Annotated in this window: 9 protein-coding genes; 3 read left to right on the forward strand and 6 right to left on the reverse strand. The window is 73.0% G+C overall.

From position 1 onward, the window contains the following. Positions 1-225: 225 nt before the first annotated feature. Positions 226-4,218 (forward strand): SpoIIE family protein phosphatase, encoded by a 3,993-nt coding sequence (locus ABZ079_RS13895; protein WP_356939759.1) that lies wholly within the window; start codon positions 226-228, stop codon positions 4,216-4,218. Next, a complete protein-coding gene (locus tag ABZ079_RS13900; RefSeq protein WP_356939638.1) occupies positions 4,215-4,529 on the forward strand; it encodes an STAS domain-containing protein in 315 nt (104 codons plus the stop codon). The genes ABZ079_RS13895 and ABZ079_RS13900 overlap by 4 nt, the downstream gene beginning before the upstream one ends. Positions 4,530-5,434: 905 nt before the next feature. On the opposite strand, the gene ABZ079_RS13905 is transcribed toward ABZ079_RS13900, so the two are convergent. From ABZ079_RS13905 to ABZ079_RS13925, 5 genes are all read right to left on the reverse strand, one after another. Continuing rightward, complete coding sequence (locus tag ABZ079_RS13905; RefSeq protein ID WP_356939639.1) at positions 5,435-6,889, reverse strand: MFS transporter; 1,455 nt, start codon at positions 6,887-6,889, stop codon at positions 5,435-5,437. Positions 6,890-7,082: 193 nt separating this feature from the next. Continuing rightward, entirely contained in the window at positions 7,083-8,291 is a 1,209-nt protein-coding gene (locus tag ABZ079_RS13910) for a histidine kinase (protein WP_356939640.1), read from the reverse strand. 75 nt (positions 8,292-8,366) lie between these two features. Continuing rightward, positions 8,367-10,112 (reverse strand): cation acetate symporter, encoded by a 1,746-nt coding sequence (locus tag ABZ079_RS13915; protein WP_356939641.1) that lies wholly within the window; start codon positions 10,110-10,112, stop codon positions 8,367-8,369. A 31-nt stretch (positions 10,113-10,143) separates the two neighbouring features. Beyond that, complete coding sequence (locus ABZ079_RS13920) at positions 10,144-10,521, reverse strand: hypothetical protein (RefSeq protein ID WP_356939642.1); 378 nt, start codon at positions 10,519-10,521, stop codon at positions 10,144-10,146. A gap of 125 nt (positions 10,522-10,646) precedes the next feature. Continuing rightward, a complete protein-coding gene (locus ABZ079_RS13925; protein WP_356939643.1) occupies positions 10,647-11,459 on the reverse strand; it encodes a response regulator transcription factor in 813 nt (270 codons plus the stop codon). 150 nt (positions 11,460-11,609) lie between these two features. Here ABZ079_RS13925 and ABZ079_RS13930 point away from each other — a divergent pair, with 150 nt between their 5' ends. After that, positions 11,610-12,641, forward strand: coding sequence for an NUDIX domain-containing protein (locus tag ABZ079_RS13930; protein ID WP_356939644.1), 1,032 nt, complete (start codon positions 11,610-11,612; stop codon positions 12,639-12,641). A gap of 6 nt (positions 12,642-12,647) precedes the next feature. Here the strand turns inward: ABZ079_RS13930 and ABZ079_RS13935 are convergent, their stop codons facing one another. Next, on the reverse strand, positions 12,648-15,017 hold the full coding sequence (locus ABZ079_RS13935) for a glycosyl hydrolase family 65 protein (protein ID WP_356939645.1): 2,370 nt from the start codon (positions 15,015-15,017) through the stop codon (positions 12,648-12,650). Positions 15,018-15,026: the final 9 nt, after the last annotated feature.

Genomic DNA, 15,026 nt, shown 5'->3' on the forward strand with positions numbered 1-15,026 from the left:
TTCGGGGAAGTGACCGGATCGGACGGAAGGTGTCACGTGGTGCGTCCGGAAGACGCCGGGCAGGAGCCGCAGGCGGCGGCCAGAGTGCAGGTGTTCGCCGCCGACCGTGAAGTCGGTCGCGACCTGGCCGCGGTGGACTGGGCGCGGACGCCGCTCGGGCCGCCCGAGAGCTGGCCGCAGAGCCTGCGGACCTCGGTGAGCATCCTGCTGTCCTCGCGGTTCCCCATGTGGATGGCGTGGGGACCGGAGCTGACGTTCTTCTGCAACTCCGCCTACCGCCGCGACACCCTGGGCCGCAAGTACCCCTGGGCGCTGGGACGTCCGGCGAGTGAGGTGTGGTCGGAGATCTGGGGCGACATCGGCCCCCGTATCGACACCGTCCTCACCAGCGGGGAGGCGACCTGGGACGAGGCGCTGCTGCTGTTCCTGGAACGCTCCGGATACACCGAGGAGAGCTACCACACGTTCTCCTACAGTCCGCTGCGCGACGACGACGGTGCCGTGGTCGGCATGCTGTGCGTCGTCAGCGAGGACACCGTGCGGATCATCGGCGAGCGCCGGATGGCGACGCTGCGTGATCTGGGTTCCGATCCCAGCGTGATCCGCACCGAGCAGGAAGTGCTGGATTTCGCCGGCCGGCAGCTGAGCGGCAACCCGCAGGATCTCCCGTTCACGCTGACCTACCTCTTCCAGGACGGCCGCTCGGCCCGGCTCGCGGCCACCACCGGACTTCCCGACGGCCATCCGGCCGCCGTGGCCACCGTCGGGATCGACGACGCGGACGCGGTCTGGCCCGCGGCGGCCCTGGCCCGCGGCGAGACCGCGCTGGTCGCTCTCGACGGCCCCCCGTTCACCGGTCTGCCGAGCGGGGTCTGGGAACAGCCGCCCACGCATGCCCTGGTCGTACCGCTGCTGCAGCAGGGCAGCGCCCCGTACGGGTTCCTGGTGGCCGCGCTGAACCGGTACCGGGTGCTGGACGACGGCTACCGCAGCTTCGTCGAGCTGACCGCCGGGCACCTCGCCTCCGGCATCGGCAGCGCCCGCAGCTACGAGAGCCAGCAGCAGCGAGCGGAGGAACTGGCCGAACTGGACCGGGCCAAGACCACCTTCTTCTCCAACATCAGCCACGAGTTCCGCACCCCCCTCACGCTGATCACGGGGCCGGTACAGGAGCTGCGGAGCCGCCTGTCCGACGACGCACGGGCACGCCAGGAGCTGGACGTCATTCACCGCAACGGCCTGCGTCTGAGCAAACTGGTCAACACCCTCCTGGACTTCTCCCGTATCGAAGCCGGCCGCGTGCAGGCCAGCTACGAGCCGGTGGACCTGGCCGCCGTCACCGGCGAGCTGGCCAGCGTCTTCCGCTCCGCCATCGACAGGGCGGGCCTCACCTTCCACGTCGACTGCTCCCCGCTCGGCGAGCCGGTCCACATCGACCGCGACATGTGGGAGAAGGTGATCCTGAACCTGCTCAGCAACGCACTGAAATTCACCTTCGAGGGCTCCATCACCGTCTCCGTGCGACGGCACGACGACCAGGCGGTGGTGACCGTCGCCGACACGGGCATCGGTGTGCCGGCCGCGGAGATGCCCCGGCTGTTCGAACGGTTCCACCGCATAGAGACCGCCCGCTCCCGCTCCAACGAAGGCAGCGGCATCGGACTGGCCCTGGTGCGGGAACTCATCGGCCTGCATCACGGCACCATCACCGCCACCAGTACCGAGGGCGAAGGCACCCGCTTCACCATCCGCCTGTCCTTCGGCACCGCCCATCTGCCGGCCGATGCGGTGGCGCCGGCAGCCGACCACCGGGCGGCCTCTGCCGCGGCCGCCGACCCCTATCTGCAGGAAGCCCTGCGCTGGCTGCCCTCCGGCTCCCCCGTCGAGGCCGCCGCGGCGGGACCGCCGGACCTCGCGTCCGACGGCGGCCCGCAGCTGGGTTCGCCCTCCCAGCCGACTTACCGGGCGCGGGTACTGATCGCCGACGACAACGCCGACATGCGCGAGTACCTCACCCGCATCCTCGCCGGCGGCGGGTGCCGGGTCGACGCCGTCAGCGACGGCCAGGAGGCGCTGGACGCCATCCGCCGGAAGGCCCCCGACCTGGTGGTCAGCGACGTCATGATGCCCCGCCTGGACGGTCTGCAGCTGGTCAGGGCGCTGCGCACCGATCCCCGCACGGCGTCGGTACCGGTGCTGCTGCTGTCCGCCCGCGCAGGGCAGGAAGCCTCCATCGAGGGCCTCCGGGCGGGCGCCGACGACTACCTCGTCAAACCGTTCGCCGCCGCCGAGCTGCTCGCCCGAGTACGGGCCAACGTGGAGCTGGCCCGGTTGCGCAACCACCAGGCCCGCTGGCGCACCGCCCTGGTGGACTCCCTGCAGGAGGCCTTCTTCGTCTGTGACGAGGACGGTGCCGTCGTCGAGATCAACGCCGCTTTCACCGACATCCTCGGCTACGGCCCCGAGGACCTTCCCTATCCGGCGGTCCACCCCTGGTGGCCGGATGCCGAGACGGACCCGGACGCGCACCGGCGGGTCAGCGACGCGTTCCATCAGCTGATGAGCGATACCCGCGGCTCCTACACCCTTCCCGCCCGGCACCGCGACGGTCACCGGCTCTGGGTCACCGCCACGTTCGCCCATGCCGAGGACCCCGACACCGGGCGCCGCGTCACCGTCGGCACCCTCCGCGACGTCACCGCCGAGCAGTACGCCATCCAGCGTGAGAGCGCCCTGGCATCCCTCAGCACGTGCCTGTCCAAGGCCACCAGCATGTCCGAGGCCCTGTCCGGCGCCCTGAGCGAGCTGAGGGACCTGTGGCGCGCGAAGCGCGTACTGGCCGCCGTCTTCGCGGGCAGCGGCGAGCCCACTGTGACCGCCACCGACGCGGCCCTCTGGCACGAGCTGCCCGCCGAGCTCCGACAGATGATCACCGAGACGCGTCAGCGCCCCCTGCTCACTCCGGTCCACGACCGGACGGGAGCCGGGATCGTCATCGAGCATCCTGCCGGTCCGATGGTCGTATGGATCGATCCGGGTGGTCACCGTCCCTTCTCCGACGAGGACCAGCTGCTGCTGTCCCTGCTGGCCGGACACCTCGCGCAGGGGCTGACCCGGGCCCACCAGATCGACGAGCAGCGCGAGACAGCGATCGCGTTGCAGCGCGCCATCCTCGGTCCCTCGGACCTGCCTCCCGGTTTCGCCGTCCGTTACGAGCCCGCCACCCGGCCACTGGAAGTCGGCGGCGACTGGTACGACACCGTCACCCTGCCCGACGGACGCATCGGCATCGTCGTCGGCGACTGCGTCGGACGCGGCCTGGCGGCCGCCTCGGTGATGGGACAGCTGCGCAGCGCCTGCCGCGCCCTGCTCCTGCAGGACGCCGACCCCGCGCAGGTGCTCATGGCCCTGGACCACTTCGCGGCCACGATCCCCGGCGCGAGGTGCACCACGGTCTTCTGCGGTGTCCTGGATCCCGCCACCGGCCGCCTGGCCTACTCCAGCGCCGGCCACCCGCCGGGCATTCTCGCCCACCCCGACGGAACCACCCGCCTTCTGGAGGACGGGCGCTCCATCCCGCTCGCGGTTCGTCCGGGCCGGGAGCGGCCCGCAGCGGAGTGCGTCATGCCCCCGCGCACCACGGTGCTGCTGTACACCGACGGCCTCGTCGAACGCCGGCGCCGCCCGCTCAACGCAGGCATCGACCAGGCCGGCGAAGCCGTGCAGGACGGCCACGACGTCGCCGTCGACGATCTGGCCACCCAGATCATGACCCGGTTGGCCTCCGCCGACGGCTACGACGACGACGTCGCCCTTCTCCTGTACCGCCACCCGGCCCCGCTGGACATGTCGTTCCCGGCGGAGTCATCCCGGCTGGCCCCGGTCCGCAAGGCGCTGCGCGATTGGCTGGACCAGTGCGAAGTCCCTTCCCCCATCGTCCAGAACGTCCTGGTCGCCGCCGGGGAGGCCTGCGCCAATGCCATCGAGCACGGTCACCGCGACGCCCCCGGCGACACCGTCCGTCTGCGTGCCGAGGCCTTCGTCCACGGGGTCCGCCTCACCATCACGGACACGGGCCGGTGGAAGACGCCACAGCCTGGGCTCAACACCCACCGCGGCCGCGGCATCATGCTGATGCGCTCGCTGATGCAGCAGGTCACCATCACCCCCGGCGCTGCCGGCACCACCGTCGACATGCATACGAGGATCGCTCGATGACCATCCCGCTCACCCTCACCCCCGGCCAGGACCCGGACGGCACCCAGCGGCTCGCCGTCGCCGGCGAGATCGACATGAGCAACGCCGACGCACTCGCCCACGCCCTCGAAACCACCGCCGGGCCCCTCGTCGTGGACCTGACGGCCGTCGAGTACCTCGACAGCGCCGGTCTGAGCGTGCTGTTCGCCCATGCCGACCGCCTCGAGCTGATCGCCGCTCCCCTGCTGACCCCGATCCTGACCGTTTCCGGCCTCGCCGACCTGGCGACCGTGCACGGGCCCGACGCCACTCTTCCCCCGTCCCGGCCCTGATGCCTGCACAGCGCCCCGCGGCCCGCGCGGGACCCGCGCTGAGCCGGCGCCAGCGTCGCCGGCCAGGCCGCCCACTCGTGTCCGTGCTGCCGCGCGCACGTGCGAGAAGGCCTCTGATGGCCGTCGCCGCCACCACGAACCGGCCGTCGGGGTCACGCCGAGGGCTCGAACCGAAGAGGTCGGGCCAGGCGGGGGCGCGCGGCACGGCTCGCTCGGAGCCCGCGTCCTGGGCGCGCCCGGACGAAGACGAGATGCGGGCCGCATGCACGGCGGCACCCGCGCCGCCGTGCATGCGGGGCCTGTCCGCCCTCGCGGTACGGAAGTCCCCCGGGTGCGCGGTCGACCTGAGGGGCGCCGCCCCGGCCCCGCTCGCGTGCCGGCCGCCGCCGGCCGCACGCTGTGATCCGCACGCGCCCGGAGCGCGTCCGCGCCTCGGTCGGCAACGCCGCCCCGGCCCTCCAGCAGATCCGTGGACGAGGTCACCGCCGACGACATCGACGTGCAGGCCCACCGCGATCCCGCGCGAGCTGAGCGCGGACACCGACACACCCGGCGGGTTCATGGCGTCCGTCGCGCGACTGTCGCCGTCGCCGCGCAGCGAGCCGGGCAGATGCCTCGTCCACGGCGCGCGACCGGCTGGTCGCCCGTCGGCGTCGGGCGTCGACCGGCCGATCCGGAGGCGGGCGGGCCGTCTTCTTCGAAGTCGTTGCTGCCGGCCGTTCGGCGTCGGCACCCGGGCGCTGCCGCGTAGGGCGGTGAGCCCCGCGTATCTCGACACAACGACCCTGCCGGCCGGCCTCACCACCTCGCCCGCCGGCTGGGCTCCCTCGACGCGATCCGCTCCCTCGAGAACAGCCCGGTGCTGCAGACCGTCAAGGCGGCTGTCCGGGAGGGGGCCGGGTGGGTCAGTGATGTGTTCCGTCCGGCTCCGGGGCGTCCTTCTCGATCATCGGCCTGCTGGTGACGAACCCGATCACGACCAGCCCGACGGCGACCCAGAAGGCGACCTGGACGGCGTGCAGCGCGGCCGAGGCGCCGCCCGGCTCCGCGCTGCCGAGGTAGACGCTGCCCAGGATGGCGACCCCGAGCGTGGCGCCCAGCTGCTGGACGGCGTTCAGCAGACCGGCGGCCGACCCGATCTCCTGCGGCCGCAGCCGCTTCAGGGCGATGGTGAAGAAGGCGGCGGTGAAGAGCCCGGTCCCCAGGCCGACGACGCCCAGCGGGAGCAGCAGCCAGGTGGGGTAGGCCGTGGGATCGGCCGCGTGGTAGACGGCGATCGCGGCCAGCGCACCGAGCAGCAGGACGGCGAGACCCAGCGACATGACACGGTGCCCGTAGCGCCGGACCAGTCGGGCTCCGGCGATCCACGACGCGATGGCCAGGCCCACCGACCACGGGACCAGCGTCAGGCCCGCGTTCAGCACACCGGTGCCGAGTCCCAGCTGGAGCTGGAGCACGACGACCATCATCAGACCGTTCGTGACCGCGAAGAACGAGGCCGACGTCGCCAGGGCGGCGGGGAACGCGCGGTGCGCGAACAGGCTGGGTTCCACCAGCGGGCTGCGGCCGGCCGCGGCGACCCGGCGCTGGTGCAGCGCGAACAGGGCCGTCATGAGCAGACCGGCCACGATGGTGCCCCAGCTGCCCCCGGACAGGCCGGCGACGTCCGTACCGATCAGCGGGTAGACGACGAGTCCCGCGCCGAGCGTGGCCAGGAGCGTGCCGGGCAGATCGAGCGTGGGCCGCTTCGGCGCGCGGTTCTCCAGCAGCTTGGGGGCCAGGGCCAGTACGGCCAGCGAGACGGGGACGTTGACCAGGAAGGCCGCACGCCACGACGAGCCGAACAGGTCGGCATGGGTCAGCGCGCCGCCGAGCACCGGACCGCAGACGGCGGCCAGGCCCATCACCGGCCCGATGCCGCCGAGGGCCCTGGACATCTCGTCGCCGGAGAACATGGCCTTGATCAGTCCTATCGTCTGGGGAATGATCACGGCCGCCGCTGCTCCCTGCACCACGCGGAAGGCGATCAGCGCACCCACCGAGGGCGCCAGGGCGCAGGCGGTGGACGCGAGCATGAATCCCGTGACGCCGATGACGAACAGCCGCCGCCGGCCCGCGATGTCGCCCAGCCGCCCACCGGTGATCAGCAGCACCGCGAACGGGAGGGTGTAGGCCGTCGTGAACCACTGGATGCCGGACACCGACCCGCCCAGATCGGCATGGATCGCCGGCGCGGCGACCTGCACGATCGTCGCGTCCAGCAGGTTCATCGCCTCACCCAGGAGCAGCGCGGTGAGCGCCGGCCACCGCCATCGGTACGCCGCCGTGGGTGTGGGGGCGAGCACACGCTCAGCAGTCATCGGGATTCCTCTCCACCGTTGTCGACACGCCGGCCCGACTCCCGTGATCGGGGCGTCGGTTCCGGCCGGGCCCCAGCGTGGGGGGACGCGGCCGGGGCCTCCCGCCGGAGCGCGGAGAGGGAGGGTTTCTTCCGTCGGGGACGCCTTCGCCGGCGATTTCCGACGCGTTGCCGGGGCCCCGACGCGGTCGCCGTCAGAGTGGCGGCGCCTGGACGCCCGGCCGGAACTTCGGGACACGGACCGTTATCTTCGTGCCGGCTCCGATGCCCGTCTCGATGACGAGGCCGTAGTCGTCGCCGTAGACCTGGCGCAGTCTGCGGTCGACGTTGCTCAGGCCGATACCGGTGGACGGACCGGCGGTGCCGTGCAGGATCGCGCGCAGGCGTTCCGGTTCCATGCCGATGCCGTTGTCCTCGATGACGACCCGGGCCTCGGTTCCCTCGTCCTCGGCGAGGATCGTGACGCTGCTGCGGTCGACGGATTCCCCCAGCCCGTGCTTGAGGGCGTTCTCGACGAGAGGTTGCAGACAGAGGAAGGGGAGCGTCACGGGCAGCACCTCGGGGGCGATGCGCAGGGTGACCTGGAGGCGGCGGCCGAAGCGGGCGCGGGCGAGTTCCAGGTACTGCTCGATGGAGCGCAACTCCTCGGCGAGGGTGGTGAAGTCGCCGTCACGGCGGAAGGAGTAGCGGGTGAAGTCGGCGAATTCCTGGAGGAGTTCGCGGGCGCGTTCCGGATCGGTGCGGACGAAGGAGGCGATGCTCGCGAGGGAGTTGTAGATGAAGTGCGGGGATATCTGGGCGCGCAGGGCCCGCATCTCGGCCTCGTGCGCGCTGGAGCGGGTCCGGTCGAGGTCGGCGAGGTCGAGTTCCACGGAGAGCCTGCGGCCCGCTTCCTCGGCGGCCCGGACCACAGTGGTGGACTGCGCGCCGCTGAGCACGGCGAGGGCGCCGATGGTCCTGCCGTCGGCCGTGAGGGGGACCAGTACGCCCCAGCGGACGGGGCAGTCCTCCTCGTCGCACGGCAGCGGGAGGGTCCGGGTGCGGGGGGTGGGGCTGGGGGTGAGCTGTGCCGCCAGCTGTTCGCGGTGGTGTTCGGCGGCACCGTCCCAGGCGAGGACGGCGTCGTCGGTGCCGGCTCCGACGGCGGTGACGGCGAGCGCGGGCGTGCCGAGCAGGGGGCGCAGCCGGCGGACCGCCTTGCGGGCCGTGTCGGGGGTCAGGCCGGCGCGCAGGGGCGCCGCGGCGAGAGAGGCGGTGTGCAGGGTGTGGAGGGTGGCGCGTGCCATGTCGCTGTCGGCCGAGTGCTCCTGCTGCCGGCGGGCCGCTCCGTGCCCGAGGGCGGCACCCAGGGCGAACACGGCGAGACCGGCGAGGATGAGGGCGGCGCTGGCGAGCACGGTCATGGGCGGCACGCTCGGTCCGGGTACGGCCGGTCCGGACGACCGGCGCTGGAACTCGTGTGCACGGTGGCTCCTCGGTCAGGTGGTGGTGGCGGGCCCGGGACGGGCGGGCGTCGGTTCCGGGAGGTGCAGCCGGGCCAGCGTCGCGGCGGTGCCCGGCGGGACGCGGTCGCGGGTGGCCAGGGAGGTCAGCACCATGGCCGCGAATCCCACGGGTACGGACCAGACCGCGGGCCAGGCGAGCAGGGTGTGCAGCCAGCCCGAGCGGGCGCCGCCGGCGATGGTGACCGTGACCGCGGTGAGCGCCGAGCCGCCGCCGAGGAGGAGCCCGGCGATCGCGCCCGGCGGGGTCAGGCCGCGCCACCAGATACCGAGGACGAGCAGGGGGCAGAACGAGGAGGCGGACACGGCGAAGGCGAGTCCGACCGCGTCGGCCACCGGCAGGTCGCTGACGACGGTGCCCGCAGCGGTGGGCACCGCGATCGCGGGCAGTGTGGCCAGCCGGAAGTGGCGGACGTGGCGGATGCCGAGGGTGGGCAGCACGTCCTGGGCGAGCACGCCCGCCACGGACATGGTCACTCCGGAGGCCGTGGACAGGAAGGCCGCACAGGCCCCGCCCGCCACGAGCGCGCCGAGCAGGTCGCCGCCGATGCCGCCGACCAGCCGCTGCGGCAGGACGAGGACCGCCGCGTCGGTGTCTCCGGTGAGCAGCAGGTCGGGCGCGTAGAGCCGGCCCAGCATGCCGTACAGGGGCATCAGCAGGTAGAAGGCGCCGAGCAGTCCGAGCACGATGACGGTGGTGCGGCGGGCGGCGCGGCCGTCGGGGTTGGTGTAGAAGCGGACGACGACGTGCGGCAGGCCCATGGTGCCGAGGAACGTGGCGAGGATCAGCCCGTAGGTGGCGTACAGACTGTGCTGTTCACGGCTCGACGACAGCGGCTTGGCCCAGCTGGACGGTGCGGCGCGGTCGGGTGTCCGGTCCGGCAGGGGGACGCGGGCTCCGGCCGGGAAGCGCAGGGTGGTGTGCGCGCCGATCCGGTGGCGGCCCTCGGCCAGCCGCGGTGAACCGCCCCGCACGCGGCGGCCGTCGACGGTTCCGGACGCGGTCACCCGGACCGGCTCGTGCACGGTGAGGGTGAGCGGTGCGTCGAGGCGTACCTCGGTGGAGCGGTGGAAGACGGGGCGGTCGTCCCAGGCGGGGGCCGGGGTGTGGTCGGCGCGCCAGGCGAGCAGCAGGAACGCCACGGGCAGCAGCAGGGCGGTGAGTTTCAGCCAGTACTGGAAGGCCTGGACGAAGGTGATGCTGCGCATCCCGCCGGCGGCGACGGCCGCGGTCACCACGGCGGCGACGACCAGGCCGCCGAGCCAGCCGGGGGCGCCGGTGAGCAGCCTGAGGGTCAGACCGGCGCCCCGCAGCTGGGGCAGCAGATAGAGCCAGCCGATACCGACGACGAGTACGCCGGCGATCCTGCGGACCGCCCGTGACTCGAGCCGGGCCTCGGCGAAGTCGGGCAGGGTGTAGGCGCCGGAACGGCGCAGCGGGGCGGCGACGAAGGCCAGCAGGACCAGGAATCCGGCGGTGTAGCCGATGGGGAACCACAGCATGTCGACGCCCTGGGCGAGGACGAGTCCGGCGACGCCGAGGAAGGAGGCGGCGGACAGGTACTCGCCACTGACGGCGCAGGCGTTGAGCGGCGGCGCGACGGTGCGCGAGGCCACGTAGAAGTCGGAGGTGGTACGGGAGACGCGTAGGCCCAGCGCGCCGACGAGGGCGGTGGCGAGGGCCACGGCCGTCACGCCCGCGACACCGTACGTCTGGTTCACCGGCCGGTCCCGGCGTGTGCATGGCGCATGGTCAGGGGCGTTCCACGGGGGCGGGGGCAGTGCTGCCGGCCTCGTTGCGCTCGGCACGGCGGACGTACCAGGCACCGATGGCGAGCAGGACCGGGTACGGAGCCACCCCCAGGAGCAGCCAGACGGCCGGCGGGACGCGGGACGCGGTGCCGGGAAACGGCAGGACCCGCAGGAGTACGGGGAGCAGCCCGAGAAGGGCGGCGAGCAGGGCCGTGGCGATGAGCCCGGCTCGCAGTTGTTGCCGCATCACCTTGCGTACGGTGTCGTCGACCCGCGGCGGGGGCTCCGGTGAAGGTGCCGGGCGCGGTACGGTCGTGCGGTCGGAGGGGCGCGGCCGTCCGGTGACCACCTCTCTGCGAGGGACGGACTCCGCACCCATGACGCACTCCCCGACGCCGCGGTGATCACCTGTGTGCGGCGAGTGTACGCAGCGGGCCGGCGGGGAGACAGCCGGCGGACGAGAATCGCCACAGGCCCGTCACGCCCGGGCCCGCCCCGGCCGGCTCAACGCGCCCGCGTGGTCGCGTGCCTGGCCAGGAGGTCCCGCAGCTCCCGGGCGTTGCGCCGGCTCACGGCGAGGACGCGGTCCCCGATCCGGACGGTCAGATTGCCACCGTCCAGACGGAGTTCCTCGATCCGGCCGAGGGCGACCAGCCGACTGCGGTGGATCCGTACGAAACCGCGGGGCCGCCACTGTTCCTCCAGGGTGGACAGCGGAATGCGCACCAGGTGACTGCCGTGGCCGGTGTGCAGGCGCGCGTAGTCGCCGTGCGCCTCCACATAGCTGATGTCGGCGACGGGCACGAACCGGGTCACCCCGCCCAGCTCCACCGGGACCTGGTCGCCCAGGGCGGTGACCGGCTCGGGCGCCGTCACCGGCGGGGCGGCCGGACGGGGCCCCTGCCCGGCCCGGACCAGCTCGGCGACCCGCCGTACGGCCTCGGCGAAGCGTTCCTTGCGCAGCGGCTTGAGCAGGTAGTCGACGGCCTTGAGGTCGAAGGCGCGGACCGCGAAGTCCTCGTGGGCGGTGACGAAGACGATCAGCGGCGGGGTGGCGAACCCACCGAGCAGCCGGGCCAGCTCGAGGCCGTTCAGGCCGGGCATGTCGATGTCGAGGAACACGACGTCGAAGCCCTCCGGGCCGCCCGGACCCTCCTCGATGGACCGGCTCAGCCGGCGCAGCGCCCCGGTGGCCGACGACGCCGGCACCACGCGGCCGACCCGCGGGTCCTCCCCCAGCAGGTAGAGCAGCTCTTCGAGCGCGGGTTCCTCGTCGTCCACCGCCAGGACGCGCAAGGCGGCGTCGGTCACGCTCATACCCGAAAGCCCCTTTCACTCCTTCGGTTTCCCTTCGGTCATCGTGGTCCCCCCGGCCGCCGCCGTCGAGATCGCGGGCGGCGGTGTGTCACGGCCGTCGCCCGGTCATGATCCCCTTGTCCGCGGATCGACCAGCCCGGAGGAGGCCCGGTGGGACACGTGAACCCCGAGGAGTGGGACGCGCACTACGCGAGCGGCGGCCGGTTCCGGCCGCTGGGCGACGCCGAGCGGCGGCTGCTCGCCGAGCACGTTCCGGCGCCCGCGGACGGCCTCGCCCTGGACGTCGGCTGCGGACTCGGCGAACTCGCCCGGCATCTGGCCGGGTGCGGGTACCGGGTGGACGCCGTCGACCGGTCCGCCGTGGCGCTCGCCGAGGCCCGGCGCGCCGAGGGGGCCGAGGTGGTGTACCGGCGGCTGGACATCGAACGGGACGACCTCGGCGGGCTCCCCCGTCCGTCCTACGACTTGATCACCGTCCGGCTCGTCTGGGCGTTCGTCCGCGACCGCACCCGCGTGCTGAACCGGCTGCGGGAGCGACTGCGTCCCGGTGGCGCGCTGTGCGTGATCACTCCGGTCGCGGACACCGTACCGGACGGCAGGCGGGGCATCGCCCTGGACGAGGAGGAGATCGGGTTGCTGTGTGCGGGCTGGGAGTCCGCCGAACGCTACGACGCCGATGGCCTGGGCGTGGTCGTGCTGCGCGGCCCCTCTCCCGCCCCGCCCGGCTGCGCCGGCAAGGGACGCCCCTCCCCGCACGCCCTCACCGGCGCGGGTGTCGTCGTCACGGATCAGGCGGGCCGGGTGCTGCTGGGCTGGTCGGTGCGGGGCGTGTGGGAGTTGCCCGGCGGCAAGAACGACCCCGGCGAGGACTTCGGCGCCGCGGCCGTGCGGGAACTGGAGGAGGAGACGTCCCTGAAGGCCGACCCCGCCGGTGCGCGGGTGCTGGCGGTCCTGATGGACTCCGTTGAGGGCATGCCGAGGCTGACTGCCGCCGTCCGGGTAACCGGGATCACCGGTGAACCGGTCGTCACCGAGCCGCAGTTGATCCGCCGCTGGGAGTGGCACGAGGTCACCGACCTGCCCGTGCTCGGCGAGCCCCTCTTCACGCCGAGCGCCCATGTCCTCGACACGGTGTGGCCGGGGCTGCTGCCCGTGCACCGGTACCGGCTGGCGGGCGGCTGAACGGTCTCAATCCGGCAGTACCAGCCGTGCCGTCTCCCCCGGCCGCACCGGCACCACCCGGTCCCGCAGGCGGATGTCGATGGGTGAACGGCCCGAGGACGGTACGGCGATCTCCAGCAGGCCGCTGCGCAGGCGCAGCTGGACGCCCCAGTGGCCGTGGTAGCGCAGGGAGAAGCCGTAGGAGGAGAGTTCGGGCAGCGGGACCGGGTCGAGGCACAGGGCACCACCCCGGGTCTCCAGGCCGGTCAGTCCGCGCTGGACGAGGTCGAGGGTGCCGGCCATCGCGCCGAGGTGGATGCCCTCGCCGGTGGTGCCGCCCTGGAGGTCGGCGATGTCGCCGCGCAGGGCCTCCTGGACGAAGACCCAGGCGTCGGCGCGGCGGGCCCGGGCCAGGATCCAGCCGTGGACCAGGCCGCTGAGGGTGGAGCCGTGGCTGGTGCGGTGCAGATAGTGGTCCACGGTCGCGGTCCAGGTCCGCTCGTCGAGCCGGTAGCCCAACCGGTCGAAGATTCCGCGGAGTTCGGGAGGAGCGAAGAGAAAGCCGAGCATGAGGACGTCGGCCTGCTTGGACGCCTTGTAGCGGTTGACCGTGTCACCGTCGGCCTCCAGGATCCGGTCCAGGCGGCGGATGTCGCCGTACCGCTTCCGGTAGCCGTCCCAGTCCAGCTCGGCGAGGTCGCCGTAGCCCGCGAACTGGCTGATCACCCCGTCGTGGAAGGGGATGTGGAGGGTGCGCGAGATCTCCTCCCAGCGGGCGGGTTCGTCGCTCTCAAGCCCGGCGCTGTCGGTGAGTTCGCGGCGGCGCGGCTCGGGCAGGGCGCGCAGCAGTTCCAGGGTGCGGGTGAGCACCCAGGCGGCGGTGACGTTGGTGTAGGCGTTGTCGTCCAGGCCCGGCCGGGTCGCGCCGGGGTAGGCGTCGTGGTACTCGTCGGGGCCGACCACGCCCTGGATGCGGTACCGGCCGAGGTGGTCGTCGTAGTCGGCCGAGTCCGCCCAGAAGCGGGCGATGTGCAGCAGCATCTCGGCACCCTCGCCGTGCAGGAAGTCGGTGTCGCCGGTCGCCTCCCAGTACTGCCAGACGTTGTACGCCACCGCCGAGCCGACATGGTGCTGGAGCCGGGAGTGGTCGGGCAGCCAGCGGCCGGAGCGCGGGTTGAGGTGGAGCTGCTGGGTCTCCTCACGGCCGTCGCTGCCGCTCTGCCAGGGGTACAGCGCGCCGCGCCGGCCGAGCTCGCGGGCCGCGTGGCAGGCGGCGTCCAGGCGGCGGTGACGGTAGCGGAGCAGGGCGTGGGAGACCTCGGGGAGGTGGAGGTTGAGGTAGGGAAGGACGAAGAGTTCGTCCCAGAAGACGTGCCCGCGGTAGGACTCGCCGTGCAGTCCGCGGGCGGGGACGCCGACGTCGAGGTCGGCGGTGTGCGGGGAGAGGGTCTGCAGCAGGTGGAACAGGTGCAGGCGCAGGATGCTGCCCGCCTCGCCGGGGACGTCGAGTGCGGTGCGCCGCCACAGCTGCTCCCAGGCGGAGGCGTGCGCGTCCAGCAGCTCGTCGAAGCCGGGCGCTGCCCGGACCCGGTCGACGGCCGCGCGCAGCGGGTCGCTGATGGCGGGGTCACGGGAGGTGTGCAGGGCGATGGTCTTGTCGACGGTGACGGTACGACCGGGCGGCAGGACCAGTTGGACGTGCTGTACGGCACGGTGGGCTTCGTTCGCGTGGGTGACCGGCGCCTCGGCGGTCAGCCGGCCGGCCAGTCCCAGGCTGATGTCCGAGGTACGGGTACGGCAGCGCAGCCAGACCGTGCCGGGTGCGGTGGTGCCGACCTGGACGTGGGTGAGGTGCCGGCCGTCCAGGTCCCGGTAGCGCGCGACACCGGAGTTGGTGACGCTCCCGTCGAGCGCGGCCTCGACGTCCAGGTCGACGGTGCGGCCCTCGGCGGTGAACTCGGTGCGCAGGGCGGCGAGATGGGGGTCGGCCAGGTGAACGAGGCGCAGTTGCCGTACCAGGAGGGTGCCGTCGGTGCCGAGTGGGTAGCGGGTGCGCCGTTCCAGCAGGCCGGGGTCGAGGTGGAGCATCTGGTGGTGCTCGGTGATGGGGGCGGCGTCGGGGGTGAGCCAGTCCCCGCCGACGGGACGGAAGCGCAGCGGCAGCCAGTTGGGCAGGTTGACCATGTCCTCGTTCTCGACCCGGCGTCCGGCGACCTCGGAGGTGAGCCGGTTGTAGCAGCCGGCCGCGTACGTACCGGGGTAGTGGACGTCGTCCGCGGTGCACTCCGGCAGCGCGCCGCGGGTGGCGAAGTAGCCGTTGCCGAGGGTGCACAGAGACTCCCGCAGGCGTTCCTCCTCGGGCCGGTAGCCGTCGTACTCCCAGGTCGGTCCCGTCACCGTCGTCCC

The sequence above is a fragment of the Streptomyces sp. NPDC006314 genome (assembly GCF_040613075.1).
Classification (GTDB): domain Bacteria; phylum Actinomycetota; class Actinomycetes; order Streptomycetales; family Streptomycetaceae; genus Streptomyces.

Coding starts and splice junctions, on each gene's coding strand:
- ABZ079_RS13895 (WP_356939759.1), top strand. CDS start 226: ATGTGGATGGCGTGGGGACCGGAGCTGACGTTCTTCTGCAACTCCGCC.
- ABZ079_RS13900 (WP_356939638.1), top strand. CDS start 4,215: ATGACCATCCCGCTCACCCTCACCCCCGGCCAGGACCCGGACGGCACC.
- ABZ079_RS13905 (WP_356939639.1), bottom strand. CDS start 6,889: ATGACTGCTGAGCGTGTGCTCGCCCCCACACCCACGGCGGCGTACCGA.
- ABZ079_RS13910 (WP_356939640.1), bottom strand. CDS start 8,291: ATGACCGTGCTCGCCAGCGCCGCCCTCATCCTCGCCGGTCTCGCCGTG.
- ABZ079_RS13920 (WP_356939642.1), bottom strand. CDS start 10,521: ATGGGTGCGGAGTCCGTCCCTCGCAGAGAGGTGGTCACCGGACGGCCG.
- ABZ079_RS13925 (WP_356939643.1), bottom strand. CDS start 11,459: ATGAGCGTGACCGACGCCGCCTTGCGCGTCCTGGCGGTGGACGACGAG.